We start from the raw sequence: 19838 nt of genomic DNA on the forward strand, positions 1-19838 counted from the left end.
TCTCATGGCGTTATTGATGAAGTTATATGATTTAGAGAGTAAGTATGAGAAGAACCCGCTCGAAGTCTCAAAACGCTACAAAGAGCAACGGCAGTTAGACTACGAGAATCTATTCCATAAGTGGGAAGCTGGAGAATTGTTTCCGGGCGAGACGATCGTCCGTCCTAAGAAATGGTGGCAATTTTTCAAATCTCCTGTCGTCGTCCAGTTACCAGGGAAACAGATCTCAAAGCCAGCGTTTGATAAATGGTATAAAAAACGAGTCGAGATTCAAAAGTTGCTCTATGTAGCGGGCGGGGCAACTGAAGATGAGATATGGAAATTGCCGCTTCGGCGACACCTCGACTTTTATCAGATGGTCCATCTGTTAAATGATCAATACGGTTTGTTTTATCGTGCTGTCATTCATTATCAACAAGGAGAAGTCGAGTTAAGTTCCTTTGCCGTCGGCCCATCCGCGATTTATTTACTCGATTGGTTGGATGGAGAAGAGAGCATCTATCATATTAAACGAGAGAAATTATGGCGTGAGCAGCCGTTTAAGGCACCGACGAAAAACATTCTGAATCCGTTGATCAGTTTGAAACGGACAGAAGATATTTTACGGCTTGTTTTAGGAAGTGAACTTGAACTACCAATCGAACGAGTCGTCATTGCGTCGAAAGGTTATTTTGATCAACTGCCGAAAGAGTCGAAAACTACTTATGTAAGTAAAGTCGATTTTGCACACTGGTTACACAAAATGAATACATCCGCCCCCTATACAAAAGCTTTTCAAATGCGAGTTTGTGAAAAGATACTAAAAGAAACGTCATCGATCACATTTCAAATGGCGGTCAATGATCAAGAGAATGAACGGATTCAGACGTGAGGAGGGAGCGGCAAAAATTTTGATGTTGTCGCGCACATATGACGAAAATGAAAAGTAGCGAACTAGCGCTGATGCACCCACAATTAATTTCAGCGGAATTTTTGACGTTTCAATCGATTTTGGTCGAATCGAAACAGTCATTCACTAAAGAAGACGTGCAGTTAGTTTCAAATCAGGCAATCATCGATTATGCTGTCATTTCGCAACAACAAGACGGAGGAGTCGCACGTCTCATTTTGGAAGTAGAGGGAGCGATTGAGTTAGGGAGTGTGTATGAATTAGTGAGTGCGACACAGGGACGGATTCGAATCTTTCCGGGGCGTGTTGTTCAAACATCGTTGTTCGATCGTAAATATAGTTACGAAGGACCGCTTGGCGTCATGATAGATGATGGGATGTTATCGCTTTTTGTCTGGTCACCGATTGCGGAACGTATCGAGTGTGTCATCTACGATACAACAGAAACAGTTCTGAAAACGAGCGAGATGAAACGGGGCGATCGTGGTGTTTACCAAATTACGTTAGCTCGCGAATATGAACACGCCCGATACCGTTATCGCGTGACGACGTACTTAGGGACGACCGAAGTCGTCGATCCATATGCAAAAGCAGTGACGGCGAACGGACGGTTCGGCGTCCTGTCAGATGTCGATCAAGAAATCAGGCAGCGATTTCCGAAGCGGAAAAAACGTCCGATTCTTGTGAAACCGACGGATACAGTAATTTATGAAGCGCATATCCGGGACTTCACGATTGATGCGACATCAGGATCGACGCACCCGGGACAATACCTGGGTGTGTCCGAGCGGGGGACGCGTTCTCCGGCTGGGAAGAAGACGGGACTCGATTATTTGCTTGACTTGGGCGTAACACACGTTCAACTTCTACCGGTACATTTGTTCGGTTCGACGGATGAAATTACACGTTCACCATACAATTGGGGATACGACCCCGTAAACTGGTTCGCACTGGCGGGTAGCTATGCGAGTGATGCGACAAATCCGCGGACGCGGATTTTCGAGTACGTCGAGATGATTGATCAGCTGCATGCTGCCGGTATCCGGGTCACGTTTGATGTCGTCATGAATCATGTCTATATTCGTGAGCAGGCTGCACTCGAACATCTTGTTCCTGGTTACTACTTCCGTTATGAACTCGACGGGACGCTGGCGAATGGAACGGGCGTCGGAAATGATACAGCATCAGAACGTTTTATGATGAAACGATTGATTGTTGACTGCGTGACCTATTTCGCGGAGGTACTCCAAATTGATGCCTTCCGATTTGATTTGATGGGAATTCACGACGTGGAGACGATGAACAGCCTTCGGACGGCGCTTGATGCGATTGATCCGACAATCCTCATCTACGGGGAAGGATGGGATCTTGCGACACCGTTAGCCGCACGGCGAAAAGCGATTAGCTCCTCTGCTGCACGGATGCCTGGGATTGGTCATTTTAATGATGTCTTTCGGGATGCACTGAAGGGATCAACGTTTAATGAACATGACCGTGGATTTGTGTCGGGCGATCTTTGGAAAGAAGGAGAGGTTCGAAACGGAATAGCCGGAAGTGTGACGCTTGAGAATCAAACGTACGGTCGTTTCCCAGAGCCGACCTACTCGATTAACTACGTCGAAGCACATGACAATCATACGCTGTTTGATAAATTGAGCCTTGCTAGACCGGATCTCGATGAAAACCAACTTCTACGAATGAGTCGTCTTGCACAAACGATTGTGATTTTAGCAGAGGGAATTCCATTTCTTCATGCCGGGCAAGAATTTGGTCGGACGAAACAAGGTGTCGAAAACAGTTATAATGCACCCGATGCCATTAATCGATTGGATTGGACATTGCGGGATCGTCATTTTGAGATGGTCGACTATATTAAAAATATCTTACAGATTAGACGGATGCACGGTGGTTTCCGCTTGCACTGGGCGAATCAGATTCAAGAATCGCTTCATTTTTTACCGATGCGACCGGGTGTCATCGCTTACGAAGTGGATGCGATTCACTCTTATGATGCCTGGCAACGAACACTCGTCGTGCATAATGTGACGGATGAAACAATCGAGATTGCGCTCGATCACCCGATGTGGAATCTTCATGTTCAAGGTGATGAAGCATCCGTCACCCCAATCGAAAAAGGCGTCGCCAAGATTAAAGTGCTTCCGTTGTCAACGACGATTGCGACATGTTAAGATATTCATTGTGCCTTATGGCAAATCTATTAAAAAGTTGAGCGGATTATGATGGAATTAGATATTTTAGATGCGCTTGGCGAAGGCTGGACGCTTACGCCAGCAGGCGGCATTACAGGTGAAGCGTACGTCGCTTCGACTGGACAGTCAAAATTATTTTTGAAGCGGAACTCTTCTCCGTTCTTAGCCATTTTATCGGCGGATGGAATCGTTCCGAAGTTGCTTTGGACTAAACGAATTTACAGTGGGGATGTCATCAGTGCGCAACAATTCATTGAAGGAAACGAGCTCGAACCGGAAATGATGGAGCGTCCAGAGGTGGCCCGATTACTAGGGAAAATACATGATTCAAAAGAGTTGTTGTTCATGTTACAACAACTTGATCAACGACCGATTGAACCAGACGAGCTATTGCGTCAATGCCGGCTCTATTTTCAACCGGCAGAGCTACGTGAAGCAAACTTGATTGAACAGGCGATTGGTTATTTAGAGACGCATTTAGCGCTTGTCCGAACGGATGAGCAAGTCGTTTGTCATTCAGATTTAAATCACAACAATTGGTTGACGGGGGCGGATGGTCATCTCTATCTAAATGATTGGGATGATGCGATCATCGCCGATCGTGCCTATGATTTAGGGATGATGCTCTATAGTTATGTTGACGAGGAATACTGGCCGGAATGGTTTGCGAGTTACGGTCATCCGTTGACCCTTGAATTAAAACAGCGCATGCATTGGTACGTGGTGGCGCAAGCGATTTTGTCGATTTACTGGTATGAAGATGCACAACATCCAGATGCGCCAGAAAGTTATGTTTTTCTCGCGCAGTTGCTCGAAAATGAAAATAACTAAAAAACCGCCAAAGTGCAATAAGCGCTTTGGCGGTTTTAGTTGAAGCGAAAAAATTAACCACAGATTGTAGACAAACTCTTATAAAGAGTGGACATGCTATATCGAGATGCAAACAATTCGCATTGCCCTGTCTTGCCTCGCCCGAGGAAAGCAACGAAACGTGACACTTTATCTCCTGATAGAACTTTGTCTACAGCCTGAACATTAACCTTCTGCTATTTTTATTTCTTGTTCGATGTCATGACTTTCAAGATCTGCTTCTCGGTAAGCAGCTGTCGTCGGTAGACGTAAATCAAGGCGTGGTTTTTCTTCGAATGAGACGGTGACGTTCTTGACCGTGTAATCGAAGACGTGCCCGCCACCTTCGCGGGCTTGATCGATGAAGTGTAGATGGTATCCGGCGACGGCAATCCCATGACCGAAGCGTGGTGTATAGTAGCCGGCAAGTGTCCCTTCCGTCTGTTCGAACGTCCGTGCACTTTGTGTCGCAACGGCTTCCGTGATTGGGACGAATGGTTGTTCTTGGCGCGCGACCGTCCGTGTCTTGACTTCCGTGAACTCTCCATCGATTCGCACGGCATAAAAGCTGTTGATTGTCGCGAGTTGCGTGCTTAGCCAATGCTCGAAGTCTTGTTTCGTCATTTCTTGATCGATTTGAATCGACTGTGTCGGAGTAAATCGAGTCAACGTACAAAACGGTGTCGTCGTTTCGGGGTCGAGCGGGCGGGCGCTCCCGTCAGAACGCAATTGATAAAAGGTATTATCAAAACCAATCATTTCTCCGTCGAGATGGTCGAAGGTTCCGATGCCGAAGTCGCGCCCGTCAAGAACGGACGCATAACTGACCTCGCTTTCGAAGACGCCGTCGAGTAACGCCATCATCGTCGAGATTTGAAGTAACGTATCATCGTTCGTCATCTGCTCATCTCCTTATCAGTTTAATTGATCCAAGTGTACTTCTTTTCCGAGCGCAGCATTATCGCTGTAATCGATCGGAACATCAATGATGACAGGTCCTTCTGTTTTCCAAGCTTCTTCCATGACAGCGACGAGTTCAGACGGATGATTGACGCGTAAGCCTTTTGCACCAAAACTTTCCGCATACTTCACAAGATCGACATCGCCGAATGATGTGCCTGATTTCCGTTTATATTTCATTTCTTGTTGGAACGCGACCATATCAAAGCCGCTGTCACGCCAAACGAAATGGACGATCGGAGCATTCAAGCGGACGGCTGTCTCAAGTTCCATTGCAGAGAAAAGGAACCCGCCGTCACCTGAAATCGAGACGGCTTTTTTACCAGGACGGACGAGTGTCGCTGCGATAGCCCAAGGTAATGCAACACCAAGTGTCTGCATCCCGTTACTGAACAAGAGGTGACGTGGTTCGTATGAACGGAAGTGACGCGCCATCCAGATATAATGTGAACCGACATCAACCGTTACGGTAACGTCATCTGCAATCTGTTCGCGTAATGTCTTCATGAAATAAAGTGGATGCGTCAATAGCGAGTCTTCGACGACCGGCGGGACGTCCCGCTCGACGAGCCGTTGTTGAAGACCGTTCAAGAATGTATCCGTGCTTGTTGACAAGGCGAGTGGCTTCAGACGATCGGATAACGCATCAATCGTTTTCGCGACGTCACCTACAAGCTCGCGATCAGGACGATAGAAGTGATCAATTTCAGCCCGCATTTGGTCGATATGAATTAATGTCCGTTCATTCGTTGGTTTGTTCCAAAACTTCGGATCGTAGCCGATCGGGTCATAACCAATGGATAAGACGAGATCCGCTTCAGCGAGCAACGCGTCACCTGGTTGGTTGCGGAATAGACCGACACGACCATAAAAATTAGATTCTAAGTCACGTGACAAAGTCCCCGCAGCTTGGAACGTTTGGACGACGGGAATCGAAACACGGTTCAATAAAGTGCGAATCGCTTTGACGACGTCCGGTTGACTGGAACGCATACCGAGCAGGAGAACAGGGAGTTTCGCTTGTTCGATCAGTGTGGCCGTCTCTTCGACCCATTCTTCTGGAGCAATCCCGAGTTTTGGTGTCGGTACGGCTTTAAAGGACGTGACGTTTGATTCGTTCAAACCGACATCTTGCGGAATACTGACGAAAGCAGCACCGGACGTCGTTTCGGCAGTCCGGAAAGCATTCGAGAGGACTTCTGGGATATTATCCGCATCTTGAACTTCCGCGCTGAAGTTCGTGATTGGCGTAAAGAGTGCTTGGTTGTCCATCGATTGATGCGTCCGTTTGAGTCGATCGGCACGTGAGACGGCACCGGCAATCGCGACGACCGGATCGCCTTCCGAGTTAGCTGTCACGAGACCTGTTGCGAGATTTGATGCGCCCGGACCAGACGTAACGAGGACGACCCCTGGTTTATCCGTCAAACGTCCGATTGCTTGGGCCATGAAAGCGGCATTTTGTTCGTGACGTGCGACGATTAATTCAGGACCACGATCTTGTAAGACGTTGAAAACAGAATCGATTTTTGCTCCGGGAATTCCGAAGATGTATTCGACCCCTTGCTCGATTAACGTATCAACGACCAAATCAGCTCCTGTTTTTTTCTGTACTAAATTTTCATTTTCTCTGTTTTCGTTTTTGTTCATTACAATTCTCCTTCTTTATCAACGTATTTTGTCGATTGATAGCTGTAATATAAAAACTGTTTCATCGAAATTATACATCTGTTTTAGTCAGAAACCAACCATAATCCTTTAGAAAGTAAAAAAGGCATCTTGTGACAGAACACAAGATGCCTACTGAATCGCGATTATTTAGCGTCAACTTTACCGAATGTCGCCCAAACGAAAAGAGCAGTCACGCCCATGACGAGAACGATCGGTGATGCCCACATGATTAAGAAATTTTCCAATGTCAAAACCTCCTTTAGGGATAGTCCGTATAGTAAGTGTAGTAGATTGCTCAGTAATTCTCAAGTGACGATCTGCTGAACATTCGACTCTGCTAAACGAATAACATCTTATATAATTACCCAAATCATGATAAACTTATCTGCGGATAATTTAAGAATTGAAAGGATGAACAATATGCGTTTACGCCACAAGCCTTGGGCGCTGGATTATATGAAAGAACAGGCATCGATCTATATCGCGGACCCGGCGACCTTAAAAGGAAACTGGTCAGAAGAATTTAAAAATGAACATCCACTATACATTGAGGTAGGTTCCGGAAAAGGGGCATTCATCACGGGTATGGCAAAGCAACACCCGGATATCAACTTCATCGCGATTGAATTATTTGAAAGTGTTGCGGTTGCAATCGTTCAAAAATTGGTCGAAGAGCCACTACCTAACGTCCGTGTCTTGACGGTCGATGCAAAAGACTTACGTGACTTCTTTGAAAAGGGAGAAGTCACTCGTGTCTACTTAAACTTCTCTGATCCTTGGCCGAAGTCGCGTCATGCGAAACGACGTCTCACATATAAGACGTTCCTCGCGACGTACGAAGACATTTTGCCGGAGCAAGGTCAGATTCACTTTAAGACGGATAACCGTAAACTATTTGAATCGAGCCTGATGACGATGTCAGCTTACGGTATGACATTCGACTGGATGTCGCTTGATTTACACGTTAATGAGCCGGAAGATAACGTCAGAACGGAGTACGAAGAACGTTTTTCAGCACTTGGTCAACCGATTTATCGGATGGAAGCAACGTACGGAAAATGATTTAGACAAAAAGTTTTCTTATTTTCCTGGTATTTCTTTCACACTTTTTTCTTATTAATTGGTACAATGTTGTTGACTGAAGAACTTGTACTTACAGGTAAAGGGGGAATTTGGGGATGTGGCAAAAAAGCTTAGCCTTCGTAACAGCACTCTTTCTCGCGCTGAGTATCGGTCAATCGGTATTCGCTGCGATTGATACGTCAGCAATGGAAAAGGCTCTCGACGAGGAATTAAAGAGTTCGCATTACGATTATAAAAAAGGTTCTGTAGAAATCGAGGACCCGAAAACATTCACTGGTGAAAAAGGTGAAGAAATCATCGGCGGAATCGCTGTCATCGAGACAGTCCGTGATGGCATCTTTATCACAATCAAACGTGAAATCCACTTCTATAACACGGAGAGTAAAGAGATGTTGACGAACGCAGATGCTGCGAAAGTAGATGGCGTCAAAGAATACATCGACAAAAACTCGAACAACTTACAGCAGAAAGTAGTCTACTGGTTACCGATGTTATTGATGATCTTGTTGATTGCCGTACCAGCAATTGTACTTTATGTCGTCGTACCACGTCTTTATTCGACAAGTGAATACATGAACCCGATCTACGAACGTAACGATAACCCACGTTAATCGTTGTCGGACAAAACGAAATACCCGCCTAAGAGGAAGTAAGATTCCGAAGAGGTGGGTTTTTTTTTGAACTAAAAAAATAATACGACGAGAAATGCCAAAATGGCAGGCAGTCCTTGTTTGTAGAGAATCGAGACATTTGCTGTCGCTGCACCGTACAGGGCGGCGATGATGACACAACTTAAGAAAAACAGTTGAATGACAGATGAATCAAGGACAAGACCGAGAATCAATCCGGCAGCAAGAAAACCATTGTATAATCCTTGATTGGCAAACAATGTTTTGATGCGTGGATCTGCTGCGATTTCCTTCGTCAGTCCAAACGTACGAAGCGCTGGTTTTGAAGATAAGAAAAACATTTCAAGAGCTAAAATATAGAAATGTTCAAGGGCAACAAGTAAAACAAGAATCGTTCCGAGTAGGTTCATGAAAGTTCGCTCCTTAAAAAAAGACCATACTTCGACTGACGAAGTATGGTCCCGATATTATGCGTATTCGAGTAAAGCGCCTGTTTCTGCATCAACTGTGAATTGATACGTTTTTTCATCGTCACCTTCAAGGACCGAGATGCCACCTTTGTAGCTTTGGTAGTCACGTGACTCATATGCGTACGCCTCTGGTGTTGCAGAGATCCATGCACCTTGGACACGTCCTTTTGCTGAAAATGTGCGTTTCGTGATTTCGAGAGCTTCCTCGGCAGATAGTTGTTTGTTGTCGACAGCCTTCTTAACTGCGAAAGTTGCAACGACAGCTGCTGCCAAACCGATAATCCAATAGCGTTTTTTCATTAAAATTTCCCCTCCTTACAGGTTTCTATACCTACTGTACCAAATAATTCGTCAAGATAGAAACAAAAGCTTAAGTGATTGAAGCATTTTTTTGTATAATAGAAAAATAGGAGGCGATACATAGTGAATGAAAAGACAAAAGATCTATTTAAAACATTGACGGAATTGAACGGGGCTCCGGGGTTTGAGCATGAAGTCAGACAGTTCGTCCGAGAGCGGATTACACCGGTGACGGATGAAATCGTTACAGATGGTATCGGATCGATTTTCGGTAAACGGACGGGTCAGGCCGATGGTCCGAAAGTGATGGTCGCAGGTCACATGGACGAAGTTGCCTTCATGGTCACACAAATCACGAAGAACGGGATGCTTCGGATTCAGCCGCTCGGTGGTTGGTGGAGTCAAGTTCTACTTGCACAACGCTTTTCGATTTGCGGCGATCATGGAATCATTCCGGGAATCATCGCATCGACACCGCCACATCTCTTAACAGAGGAAGTGCGGAATAAACCAATGGCGATCAAAGACATGTTTATCGATATCGGGGCGGATTCAAAAGAAGAAGCGGAATCGTTTGGCGTTCGACCAGGAATTCCGGCTGTTCCATTCTTCCCGTTCACACCGATGGCGAATCCGAAAAAAATCATGGCGAAAGCCTGGGACAATCGGTACGGGGTCGGTATGGCGATTGAGTTGCTTGAAGAGACGAAGGCAGCCGATCATCCGAATGTCTTATTCTCTGGTGCAACTGTCCAAGAAGAAGTAGGATTACGCGGAGCACAGACGGCGACGAACATGATTGATCCGGATGTCGCATTTGTTGTCGACGCTTCACCAGCGAACGATGCTTCAGGCGATAAAACGGAGTTTGGTCAACTTGGTCAAGGTCCTTTGTTACGCATCAAGGATAGCGTCATGATTCTATCGAAGGAAATGACGGATTATGTACTTGATACGGCAGAATCGAATCAGATTCCGTATCAGTATTATGTTGGAGCGGGCGGGACGGATGGCGGTGTCATTCATCGTTCGAACAATGGGATTCCGACGACGGTCGTTGGCTTACCGGCTCGCTATATCCATACGCATGCTTCAATCATGCATACGGATGACTACGATGCGGCGAAAGAGTTGTTGAAAAAACTCGTCACGCAATTGGATGCGACAACGCTCGCGACACTACAAGTGAAGTAAGCAATCCGGAAGGTGGATTTGTCTCTATGGACAAATTCACCTTCTTTTTCGCGAAACACATGTCTTGTCAGATGAAATAACATTTGTGTTTTCTTTTATGGGGAATTTGTTATAATAACGTTGATTTGACGAAAAGGACGTGGCGACTTGTTAAAAGATAAAGGAATATCATTAAGCCCTCGGATTTATTTCATTACAGTGCTCAGTTATATGGCGCTCGGTTTATTTAGCTCGTTGATTATGGGATTGATTCTGAAAACGATTGGCGACGGTTTGATGACACGTGGAGTCGATGCATCGATTCTCGTCACGATTGGGGATCAAGCGATTGCGTTGACAGGACCAGCGATTGGTGTTGCTGTCGCGTTCGCTTTAGAGGCACCGCCGTTGATTTTATTTTCAGCAGTCGTTGTCGGAGCGTTCGGTTATGAAGCAGGCGGACCTGCCGGGAGCTATATCGCGGCGTTGATTGCGACGGAGTCCGGAAAACTGTTTTCAAAAACGACGCGTCTCGATATTATCGTGACCCCTTTACTTACGTTAGTGATCGGCTTTTTCAGTGGGAAGTATATCGGTTCATGGATTGGAACGTTGATGACGGATCTCGGAGAAGTCATTCGCTGGGGAACGGAACGCGAACCGCTGCTGATGGGAATTTTTGTTGCGACGGTCATGGGACTCGCATTGACAGCGCCCATTTCAAGTGCTGCTTTAGGCATCATGTTAGGACTGGATGGATTAGCCGCAGGGGCAGCGACGATCGGTTGTGCAGCCCAAATGATTGGATTTGGTGTCATCAGTTATCGTGATAACGGGATTGGTGGATTGATTGCACAAGGGGTCGGGACATCGATGCTTCAAGTCGGAAACATCATCCGTAATCCGTGGACGATCATTCCCCCGACGCTTGCCGGTGCGTTGTTGGCACCATTCGCGACAGTCTTGTTCAGTCTCGAGAGTAATCCGGCGGGTTCTGGAATGGGGACGAGCGGATTAGTTGGTCCATTGATGGTACTGAAGACGATGGGCTTCACGACAGAATATTATCTTGCTGTCGGTATCCTATGTTTCGTCGCTCCGGCAATCATCAGTTATCTAATTTATCGGGTATTGTACCGGTATGGACGTATTAAGGACGGCGATTTAAAAATCGACTATTGAATCTAAAAAAAGGGCTGACTCATAAGTCAAAAAAAATAATCCTTGTGGCGGACGTTTCCGTCCTCCATCAATCAAAAGGCCGATGATCCCACTTTTCACGGGATCGTCGGCCATTTCTAATTAATTGAGAGTCGTTCACGCTTTTAAGTCAGTCCCTTTTGTCATTATAAAGAAAAACCGAACGAACTCGAGTAGAAACTCGTCAGAAATACGTAGAGATAAATTAAATAGAGGGGGGTCAAGTAACGCATCCGGAAAACTGGTAACTTTCGGGCGACACGTTTCCCGAGTGCTTCAAGGACAAGGATAATCGCAAACCCGATAACTAAGAATGTTAAAATCTCAGGTAATCCTCGTTCAGAATCGATAAAAGAGTAACCGTAGCGAAGGCAACTCGTCATTCCGACGAAGCCGACGAAACGTTCGAATGGATGTTTAATAGGTTGGTCCGTCATAGTGATTTCCTTTCAAGGCGTTTTCTAGTTGAAGTATAGCAAACAGAGCGTGAAAACGCACAGAAACATTCGAATATGCTATGATGTACCCAATGAAATTAAGAAGTAATCAAAGGAGGAACTACCATGAAAAAACTTGATTCTCAACAACTATTTGAAACAGCGAAGCAAGGAAATGCTGTTTTTCTCTTTTCAGCAAACTGGTGCCCGGACTGCCGCTTTCTCGATCCGTTCATGCCAGAAATCGAAAGTAAATTCAGTGAGTTTGAATTTTATTACGTCGACCGTGATGAACATATGGAAATTGCCCAGGAAATGGACATCTTCGGCATTCCTAGTTTCGTTGCCTATCGTGGAAACGAAGAAACAGGACGTTACGTCGGAAAAGAACGTAAAACACCTGAACAAGTGACCGAATTTTTAGAAACAGTCTGACACGAAAGCGAGCGCTGTCTCGCTTTTTTTCATTAAGAAAGGATGGAAATGACCCATGGAACTGCAACAAATTCGCCGTATGGTGACGGAAGCATTTGAAGAAGAACGTTATACGACGTACTTTGATCGTGAAAAATCGGTCCTTCGGATTGAACGAAAACAAGACCGGACGGGCGTTGACCTTGGATTAAACCCGCTCGTCGCAAAGGCAAAGCGGCGAGGTGTCATTGCTGTTGAAGAGACGATTGAGTACATCAAAGCGGTTCTAGAACAAACGGAGCCTATCTCATTAGTCGGAAATGAACAAAAAGTATTACCAGTCATTCGAGCGAAGTCGTTCGCTGACGAAACGAAAGATGGCAAGCGAATCATCAGTACGCCACATACGGGTGAAACAAAAATCATGTACGCTCTTGACTTAGGAGCGACCTATCGCCTAATTGATGAAGATTTAGTTGAACAGGCGGGGTGGACGACTGAACACTTGTCTGAAGCAGCACGCTTCAACTTGAAGTCGCTCGAAGCACCATTCAAGGTCGATGAAGTCGCAGGAAATGTCTTTTATTTCTTGAGTACAGGAGATGGCTATGAGGCTAGCCGCGTCCTCAACAAACAATTGTTAGCAGATTATGCAGACAAAGTGACAGGTGAATTTTCGATTGGGATTCCTCATCAGGACGTCTTAATTTTTGCGGATATCCGAAATGACGCGGGCTATGATGTCTTGCAACAGCTAATGTTTGACTTCTTCACAAATGGACGTGTACCGGTTACGGCACTCCCATTCCTATATGAAGACGGAAATCTTGAACCGGTCTTCGTCCTTGCGAAAAACAAGCATCCGAAACCTTGAATAATCTGATACAATAAGCATTGTGAGAAAGTCTGAAGGGAGTCATGGATTGAATGAATGTGTTTTATAATAAAGAAGGTGTCGGAGACGTCTTGATGGTCATCTTATCAGATGCACCACGAGCGGAAGTTACGGCTGAACGTGCAGGTGCTGTCGCGACGATTTTCCATCATGAGCGCGTGATTGGATACAATATTTTTGAAGCGTCACAGCAATTTGAATTGAATGCAGTCGGACCAGTTGAACTGACACCCGAACTCGTCAAAAAAATTCAAAGCGTTTTAGCGGACAACGGCGTAGCGCTTGTAATCGATGACATCGATTACTCACCAAAATTCGTTGTTGGATACGTTAGCTCTTGTGAAAAACATCCGGATGCGGATAAACTATCGATTTGCCAAGTCGAGGTGGACGGAGACACACTTCAAATTGTTTGTGGCGCGCCGAACGTCGCAGAAGGACAAAAAGTTGTCGTTGCTAAACCAGGGGCGGTCATGCCATCCGGTTTAATCATTCGACCTTCTGCACTTCGAGGTATACCGTCAAGCGGGATGCTGTGTTCTGCCCGTGAACTCGCATTACCAGACGCACCACAAGAAAAAGGAATTCTTGTATTAGAGGATTCAGCACATACTGGAGAGGCATTCTTAATCGGCCGTTGATTCGGCCGATTATTTAACAAGATGGAGGGGTGAAGGAATGAGCAATCGTTACGAACAGTCATTGAAGGAACAAGCGGCACGGATTCGACGGGAATTAGCGGGCGAAAAAGAGACGACTCCAGTCGAACGACCGAAAAAAGAAGAGCGAGAAGATCGCTTCGTGTTGACGGATGTTCCATCGCCTATTTACGGATTCCAACGGCCTAAAAAGCAACGGTCGATCCAAGAAGATGTAACTTCGATTGAATCGGAAATGGACGTTTCAAGTGAATCAGAAGAGGGAAAAACCGATGAGGCGCTTGAGAACATGACAGATGAAACAATTGAAGCGTCAGGGATCGAGACGATGGAACAGACGGACTTAACCGAAGTAGACGCAGGTCTTGTTCCAGTGACGGATTCTGAACTACTCAACCCTGACCCATCAATCGAGTCATCAACTGAAGCATTTGCTGTAGAATCTTTTGATTCAGCTCTAACGGAACAAGAGCCAGTTGAAGAAGAACCGGTTACTGAACTAAAACAACAAGATGAATCATTAGAAGTGACATCTTTAAGTGAAGACACGGAACAACCTCCCGTCGAAAACGGAGATGAGATTTCTTCGGAAAACACCGTCGAACATGTCCTTGAGACGGAAACCGTGCAAGAACAACATGTCTTCACGGAAAAGCGCGCTGAAGAAAAAACACAAGTACAGTCAAGTGCAGTCAAGAAACCTGTTGGACCGCCTGTCAACGTTGTGATGACAACTAAAGACTTAATGGCGATGTATCGTGCACGACGTGAACAAAATAATTTACATGGTAAAAAATAAATCGGTTTGCTATAATGGTACAGGTTTTGTACCCAAGCCCGATGGTACGAACCGGAACGTGAATTGGAGGGCTTTTATATGACAAAGTATCATTTTGTTGGGATTAAAGGGACTGGAATGAGTGCACTTGCCCAAGTATTACATGAGATGAACCATCAAGTACAAGGTTCTGATATCGAAAAACACATCTTTACTGAGGACGCTTTACGGGCGAAAGGTATTCCGTTTTTCCCGTTCAACGCCGACAACATCAAAGAAGATCAAATCATCATTCAAGGAAATGCGTTTGGTGATGAACATCCAGAAATCGCGCGGGCAAATGAACTTGGTTTAACAATTTATCATTACTACGATTTTTTAGGTCACCTAGCAGACGAATATCGTTCAGTCGCAATCACAGGGTCACACGGTAAAACATCGACGACAGGTCTGTTGTCACATGTCTTAAGCGGAATCACGCCAACCGCATTTCTGATTGGTGACGGTACAGGTGCAGGTGTCGAAGAGGCAAAAGCATTTGTGTTTGAAGCATGTGAATACAAACGTCACTTTTTATACTACAAGCCAGATTATGCAATCATGACGAACATCGATTTTGATCACTCGGATTATTTTACAGGCATTGATGACGTCGTTTCGGCGTTCCAAGAAATGGCGATGCAAGTCAAGCAAGCGATCGTTGCTTGTGGGGACGACGAGCATCTTCAAAACATTCAAGCGAATGTGCCTGTCCTCTACTATGGTTTTGGACAGAACAATGATTTCCGCGCTGAAAATGTCGCATCAACACCAGACGGCACATCATTCGATGTCTATTTACGGGATGATTTTTATGGCACGTTCCTGATTCCGGGATTCGGTCAACATCATGTCTTGAATGCTTTATCGGTCATCGCAATCTGTCAGTATGAAGGGTTGAACAAAGAGGATGTCGCGGAACGTCTCGCTTCATTCGGAGGAGTCAAACGTCGCTTTAGTGAATCAGATTTCGGATCACAGATTTTAGTCGATGATTATGCACACCATCCGAAAGAAATTAGTGCGACGATTGAATCGGCACGTAAGAAATATCCGGACCGGGAAGTCATCGCGATTTTCCAACCGCATACGTACACACGCCTAAAGTCATTCATGGATGATTTTGCGACATCGCTTCGGGAAGCGGACGCTACGTATCTCTGTGAGATTTTCGGATCGGCGCGAGAGCAAGAAGGGCAAGTTCGGATTGAGGATCTCCAAGAGAAGATTCCGAATTCTGACATCTTGACGCGAGATAATGTTTCGATTTTAAGTAAACATGACAATGCTGTTCTATTGTTCATGGGTGCGGGGGATATCCAAACGTACCAACAGCAGTATGAAGGAACAAAATAAAATGTTTCATCAGTAAAAGGCATGGGTGCATTCAGGCATCCATGCCTTTTTTGTCGGTTTCGTGAAGTTAAGAAAAGATGACGTACGCCGAACCATTTTTTTTATTGCATCTTGAATTGAATTTTGGAATAGTGGGGGTATGTTAATTTAGGAAGGAATCAATCACATGGGACAAATTTTCTTGATTTTATTATTGCAGCTCATTTACGTGCCTGTCCTGACACTCCGGACAATCATGCTCGTCAAAGGGCGGACTGTCATCGCCGGTGTCTTCGGGACGGTCGAAACGTTAATCTATATCTTTGCTTTAGGCGTCGTGTTCCGTGACTTGACGACGCTCGGAATGGTCGTCTACGCACTCGGATTCGGGCTCGGTATTTTAATTGGTGGCTTCGTCGAAAGAAAACTTGCGATTGGCTACAATATGATTCAAGTCCATACACAAGAATTTCCGGCTGAACTGATTCAAGTCATCCGCGATAACGGATTTGGTGTCACCCATTACCAAGGACAAGGACGAGACGGTGTCCGGTACCGGCTCGATGTACTTGCTGCACGGACGCGGATGAAAGTATTGCGTGGTTTAGTCGAAGAATATGAGCCAAAAGCATTCCTCGTTGCTTTCGATTCGGTCGACTTCAAAGGGGGATACATGCTGAAGGGGTTAAAACGTCAAAAGTAATGAAAACTTTTGAAGAACATCACGGGATTCTCCACAAAAAGATGTTTACTCTATGTTATTTAAGGATAAAGATGATATAGAACAAATTACAATTCGTGAGAGGGGTAATCGAAGATGATTAGTAATCACGCAAAAACAGCACTAAACCAACAAGTTGCAAACTATGGTGTTTTATTCGTAAAACTCCATAATTATCATTGGTACATTAAAGGACCAGAATTTTTGACGTTACACGTTAAACTAGAGGAATTGTACACGTGGGTATCTGAGCAATATGATGTTGTCGCAGAACGACTGTTGATGAACAATGGAAATCCTTCAGCGACAATGAAAGAATATTTGGAGCAGACGACGCTTGAAGAAGCAAAATCTGGCTTATCTGCCGATCAGATGGTTGAATCCGTCATCAGCGACTTCCAACAAGTACGTAAAGAAATGCTTGAAGCGATTGAACATTTAGAGGCGCAAGACGTGACGGTCGAAGATGATTTACTGGCTCAAGCAAAAGAAATCGAAAAACAAATTTGGATGTTGCGTGCGACACTAAAAAAATAAGTGAACAAAAACGGATGACTGCATCCTTAGAGGATTCGGCCATCCGTTTTCTACTTATTTTAGATTTTCCGGGTTCAAGACGTCGAGTTCAGGAAGGACGAATCGTCCATCTTTACGAATCAAGACATCGTCAAACCAAATTTCACCGCCGCCATAATCCGGGCGTTGAATGTTGACCAAGTCCCAATGGACCGAAGAATCGTTTCCGTTATAGGCTTCAGCGTAAGCTTGACCCGGCGTAAAGTGGAAACTGCCATCAATTTTTTCGTCAAATAAAATATCTTTCATCGGATGTTGGATGAATGGATTGACACCAATCGCAAACTCACCGACGAAACGGGCGCCGGCATCTGTATCAAACACTTGATTGATGCGCTCCGTATCGTTCGCCGTTGCTTCAACAATTTTTCCGTTTTCGAACGTCAATTTTACGTTTTCGAACGTAAATCCTTGATAAGGTGACGGTGTATTATAGGAAATGACGCCGTTGACGGAATCTTTGACAGGGGCCGTAAAGACTTCACCGTCCGGAATGTTGGCATTACCGGCACACTTGATTGCGGCGATGTCTTTAATCGAGAACGTTAAATCTGTCCCGTCCCCGACGAGGCGGACACGATCGGTCTTGTTCATCAGCTCGACGAGTGGTTCCATCGCCTTGCCCATTTTCTCGTAATCCAGCGTACAGACATCAAAGTAGAAGTCTTCAAACGCTTCTGTCGATTGGTTGGCAAGTTGAGCCATCGAAGCTGTCGGGAAACGGAGGACGACCCATTTCGTTCCTTTAACACGATCTTGGGTATGCATTTTCCCTAATGTTTGTCCGTATAACTTCATTTTGTCCGATGGCACGTCAGATAATTCATTGATGTTATCCCCGGCACGTAAGCCGATATAAGCGTCCATCGCTTGCATCTGCTTTTGCTCGATGTCAGCCATCAATTGAAGTTGCTCTTCTGATGCATTTCGGTATAATTTTCGTAGAATACGATTATCTTTCAACAGGACGAATGGAAGTCCGCCTGCTTCATATGCAGCATCAACGAGTGCTTCGACTAATTCGCGCTCAATTCCGAAATTTTCAATTAAAACTTTTTCACCAGGAGCGAGTGCAACAGAATAATTAATTAAGTTCGTTGCAAGTTGTGTAAGACGTGGATCGCGCATGAATAGTTCCCCCTCTAATTTGCGTATGTAGGTTTCATCTATCATTGTAACGGAAATAAACCAATTGGAGTAGCAGGAACGACTCGAGATACGTCGAACTACCAACAAGACACTAGCAAAAGAAATTGGAGGCATGAATCATGGAAATCACATTAGGCGGTATCGCCGGACTAGTCGCTGCGATCGCATTCGTAGTGCTTGTTATCTTCCTTGCGCGCGTACTTGGTGCAGCAAGCAAGACACTAAACAATGTCGCAGACACGACAGCAGGACTTGAACGCCAGCTGGACGGAATTATGATGGAGACGACGGCGTTGCTACATAAAACGAATCGTCTTGTCGATACAATCGAAGAAAAAACAGAGCTCCTTGCGCCGGTTGCGAATTCGATTGAAGAGTTAGGCACATCGCTAAACAAAGTGACGGATTCTGTTCGAACTGTTTCTGATACAGTAGCAGGGGCAGCAGATACGAACAAAGAACAGATTGCTCAAGCGGTTCGTTGGGGTTCAGTCGCTGTTGAACTCTTTAAAAAGAATAAACCGGAATCAGGTCAACCTGTTTCATCTTCTAGTACGGCTACGACAACGGTGGAGAAAAAACAACGCCGCCGTTTCCGTAAACAGGCAGATACACCGGTGACACCGGAAGTCGTGTCAGTGCCGGATGTTGAAAGTATTCCAGATGAATTGAAGGGAGATCGTAAATCATGACAAAACAACACCCATACCAAGCCCAGGACCAAAATACTTCAAAAGGTGGCGGCTTCTTAGCAGGCATCATCGTTGGAGGATTGATTGGTGCAGTCGCTGCGTTACTTTCAAGTCCGAAGTCAGGAAGCGAGATGCGTGGCATGCTCGATGAGCGTACAGCTCCTGCACGTCAACGCTTGAATGAACAGACGCAAGTGGTCCGTGAAAAAGCGGAGCCGCTCGTCGGCGAATGGATTCAACTGGCAAAAGATAAAGCAGCACCGGTCATCGAAAAAGCGAAAAAAAATTCAACTGTTCAAGAAGCGGCACAATACGCTGGTTTTGAAAAAGACCAGGCAAGCATTGACGCAGCACTCGCAGAAGCAGAACAACTCGTACGAGACATCGAACGTGAAATCGGTGAGGAAGTGAACGGTGCAGCTGTTGCGGAACAACTCGATACAGAGACTGTCGCTGATCTTTCAGAACTGCGTGAAGGTTTAGAAGAAGATCAAGAAGATGAGGCTGAGGAAAACGATCCGCAAGCAGACATGGCAAACGAGAAAAAGCCGAAGAAGTAATTTACTGAACGTATTAGCTGCTTTTAGTAGCTAATACGTTTTATTTTTTTGTATAATTTGATTTGATAAGAGCACATCAAAAAAAGAATGGGTTCGAGTAGTTCTATCATGTACAATCGGCATGAAGTCGGCTATAATTAGTTGCTATT

The 19838-nt window shown here is 45.3% G+C and carries 23 protein-coding genes; 16 read left to right on the plus strand and 7 right to left on the minus strand.

The window, feature by feature from the left end; genetic code table 11:
• Positions 1–4: 4 nt before the first annotated feature.
• The 3 genes from KNQ05_RS01820 to KNQ05_RS01830 are packed head-to-tail and all read left to right on the plus strand — an operon-like array spanning position 5 to position 3930.
• On the plus strand, positions 5–871 hold the full coding sequence (locus KNQ05_RS01820) for a hypothetical protein (RefSeq protein WP_214804332.1): 867 nt from the start codon (positions 5–7) through the stop codon (positions 869–871).
• Positions 872–909: 38 nt separating this feature from the next.
• Entirely contained in the window at positions 910–3078 is a 2169-nt protein-coding gene (pulA, locus tag KNQ05_RS01825; protein ID WP_251132452.1) for a type I pullulanase, read from the plus strand.
• 51 nt (positions 3079–3129) lie between these two features.
• On the plus strand, positions 3130–3930 hold the full coding sequence (locus KNQ05_RS01830) for a phosphotransferase (protein ID WP_214805046.1): 801 nt from the start codon (positions 3130–3132) through the stop codon (positions 3928–3930).
• Between the two features lie 204 nt (positions 3931–4134).
• Here KNQ05_RS01830 and budA read toward each other — a convergent pair whose 3' ends face one another.
• From budA to cydS, 3 genes are all read right to left on the minus strand, one after another.
• Positions 4135–4848, minus strand: coding sequence for an acetolactate decarboxylase (gene budA, locus KNQ05_RS01835; protein WP_029331195.1), 714 nt, complete (start codon positions 4846–4848; stop codon positions 4135–4137).
• Positions 4849–4863: 15 nt separating this feature from the next.
• The gene (gene alsS / locus KNQ05_RS01840; RefSeq protein ID WP_214767953.1) at positions 4864–6558 is read right to left on the minus strand and encodes an acetolactate synthase AlsS; all 1695 of its coding nucleotides are present in this window, start codon (positions 6556–6558) and stop codon (positions 4864–4866) included.
• 164 nt (positions 6559–6722) lie between these two features.
• On the minus strand, positions 6723–6824 hold the full coding sequence (cydS, locus tag KNQ05_RS15800; protein WP_371816015.1) for a cytochrome bd oxidase small subunit CydS family protein: 102 nt from the start codon (positions 6822–6824) through the stop codon (positions 6723–6725).
• 175 nt (positions 6825–6999) lie between these two features.
• Here cydS and trmB point away from each other — a divergent pair, with 175 nt between their 5' ends.
• Complete coding sequence (gene trmB, locus KNQ05_RS01845; RefSeq protein WP_088837643.1) at positions 7000–7641, plus strand: tRNA (guanosine(46)-N7)-methyltransferase TrmB; 642 nt, start codon at positions 7000–7002, stop codon at positions 7639–7641.
• Between the two features lie 116 nt (positions 7642–7757).
• Positions 7758–8273: a hypothetical protein gene (locus KNQ05_RS01850; protein ID WP_029331192.1), complete on the plus strand. Its 516-nt coding sequence runs from the start codon at positions 7758–7760 to the stop codon at positions 8271–8273.
• A 71-nt stretch (positions 8274–8344) separates the two neighbouring features.
• On the opposite strand, the gene KNQ05_RS01855 is transcribed toward KNQ05_RS01850, so the two are convergent.
• Both KNQ05_RS01855 and KNQ05_RS01860 read right to left on the minus strand, forming a co-directional pair.
• Positions 8345–8701 carry a DUF1304 domain-containing protein gene (locus KNQ05_RS01855; protein WP_214768764.1) on the minus strand — a complete coding sequence of 119 codons (357 nt, stop codon included), beginning with the start codon at positions 8699–8701 and terminating at the stop codon, positions 8345–8347.
• 57 nt (positions 8702–8758) lie between these two features.
• Positions 8759–9061, minus strand: a complete 303-nt coding sequence (locus KNQ05_RS01860; RefSeq protein WP_029331190.1) for a PepSY domain-containing protein — start codon at positions 9059–9061, stop codon at positions 8759–8761.
• Positions 9062–9184: 123 nt separating this feature from the next.
• On the opposite strand from KNQ05_RS01860, the gene KNQ05_RS01865 reads away from it, so the two are divergent.
• Positions 9185–10255 carry a M42 family metallopeptidase gene (locus KNQ05_RS01865; RefSeq protein WP_088837642.1) on the plus strand — a complete coding sequence of 357 codons (1071 nt, stop codon included), beginning with the start codon at positions 9185–9187 and terminating at the stop codon, positions 10253–10255.
• Between the two features lie 147 nt (positions 10256–10402).
• Complete coding sequence (locus tag KNQ05_RS01870; RefSeq protein ID WP_214804333.1) at positions 10403–11416, plus strand: PTS sugar transporter subunit IIC; 1014 nt, start codon at positions 10403–10405, stop codon at positions 11414–11416.
• A gap of 164 nt (positions 11417–11580) precedes the next feature.
• Here KNQ05_RS01870 and KNQ05_RS01875 read toward each other — a convergent pair whose 3' ends face one another.
• On the minus strand, positions 11581–11871 hold the full coding sequence (locus KNQ05_RS01875) for a hypothetical protein (protein ID WP_214766598.1): 291 nt from the start codon (positions 11869–11871) through the stop codon (positions 11581–11583).
• A 126-nt stretch (positions 11872–11997) separates the two neighbouring features.
• On the opposite strand from KNQ05_RS01875, the gene KNQ05_RS01880 reads away from it, so the two are divergent.
• The 7 genes from KNQ05_RS01880 to KNQ05_RS01910 all read left to right on the plus strand — a co-directional run bounded on the left by KNQ05_RS01880 (position 11998) and on the right by KNQ05_RS01910 (position 17249).
• Positions 11998–12306: a thioredoxin family protein gene (locus tag KNQ05_RS01880; protein ID WP_029331186.1), complete on the plus strand. Its 309-nt coding sequence runs from the start codon at positions 11998–12000 to the stop codon at positions 12304–12306.
• 55 nt (positions 12307–12361) lie between these two features.
• Positions 12362–13159 (plus strand): DUF1444 domain-containing protein, encoded by a 798-nt coding sequence (locus KNQ05_RS01885; protein WP_214766596.1) that lies wholly within the window; start codon positions 12362–12364, stop codon positions 13157–13159.
• Between the two features lie 53 nt (positions 13160–13212).
• On the plus strand, positions 13213–13821 hold the full coding sequence (gene ytpR, locus KNQ05_RS01890) for a YtpR family tRNA-binding protein (protein ID WP_214766594.1): 609 nt from the start codon (positions 13213–13215) through the stop codon (positions 13819–13821).
• Positions 13822–13858: 37 nt separating this feature from the next.
• Positions 13859–14638: a hypothetical protein gene (locus tag KNQ05_RS01895; protein WP_088837638.1), complete on the plus strand. Its 780-nt coding sequence runs from the start codon at positions 13859–13861 to the stop codon at positions 14636–14638.
• Between the two features lie 78 nt (positions 14639–14716).
• The gene (gene murC / locus KNQ05_RS01900; protein WP_214766592.1) at positions 14717–16012 is read left to right on the plus strand and encodes a UDP-N-acetylmuramate--L-alanine ligase; all 1296 of its coding nucleotides are present in this window, start codon (positions 14717–14719) and stop codon (positions 16010–16012) included.
• A gap of 166 nt (positions 16013–16178) precedes the next feature.
• Entirely contained in the window at positions 16179–16694 is a 516-nt protein-coding gene (locus KNQ05_RS01905) for a DUF5698 domain-containing protein (protein WP_088837636.1), read from the plus strand.
• A gap of 114 nt (positions 16695–16808) precedes the next feature.
• A complete protein-coding gene (locus KNQ05_RS01910; RefSeq protein WP_029331180.1) occupies positions 16809–17249 on the plus strand; it encodes a Dps family protein in 441 nt (146 codons plus the stop codon).
• Positions 17250–17303: 54 nt separating this feature from the next.
• On the opposite strand, the gene KNQ05_RS01915 is transcribed toward KNQ05_RS01910, so the two are convergent.
• Positions 17304–18416 carry an aminopeptidase gene (locus tag KNQ05_RS01915; RefSeq protein ID WP_088837635.1) on the minus strand — a complete coding sequence of 371 codons (1113 nt, stop codon included), beginning with the start codon at positions 18414–18416 and terminating at the stop codon, positions 17304–17306.
• A gap of 140 nt (positions 18417–18556) precedes the next feature.
• Between KNQ05_RS01915 and KNQ05_RS01920 the strand changes: the two genes are divergently transcribed.
• Together KNQ05_RS01920 and KNQ05_RS01925 are read left to right on the plus strand one after the other, a co-directional pair.
• Positions 18557–19129, plus strand: a complete 573-nt coding sequence (locus tag KNQ05_RS01920; protein WP_029331178.1) for a DUF948 domain-containing protein — start codon at positions 18557–18559, stop codon at positions 19127–19129.
• A complete protein-coding gene (locus tag KNQ05_RS01925; RefSeq protein WP_214804334.1) occupies positions 19126–19689 on the plus strand; it encodes a YtxH domain-containing protein in 564 nt (187 codons plus the stop codon). The genes KNQ05_RS01920 and KNQ05_RS01925 overlap by 4 nt, the downstream gene beginning before the upstream one ends.
• The last annotated feature ends 149 nt before the right edge of the window (positions 19690–19838 follow it).

Source organism: Exiguobacterium sp. s125, from assembly GCF_018618605.1.
Lineage (GTDB): Bacteria > Bacillota > Bacilli > Exiguobacteriales > Exiguobacteriaceae > Exiguobacterium_A > Exiguobacterium_A oxidotolerans.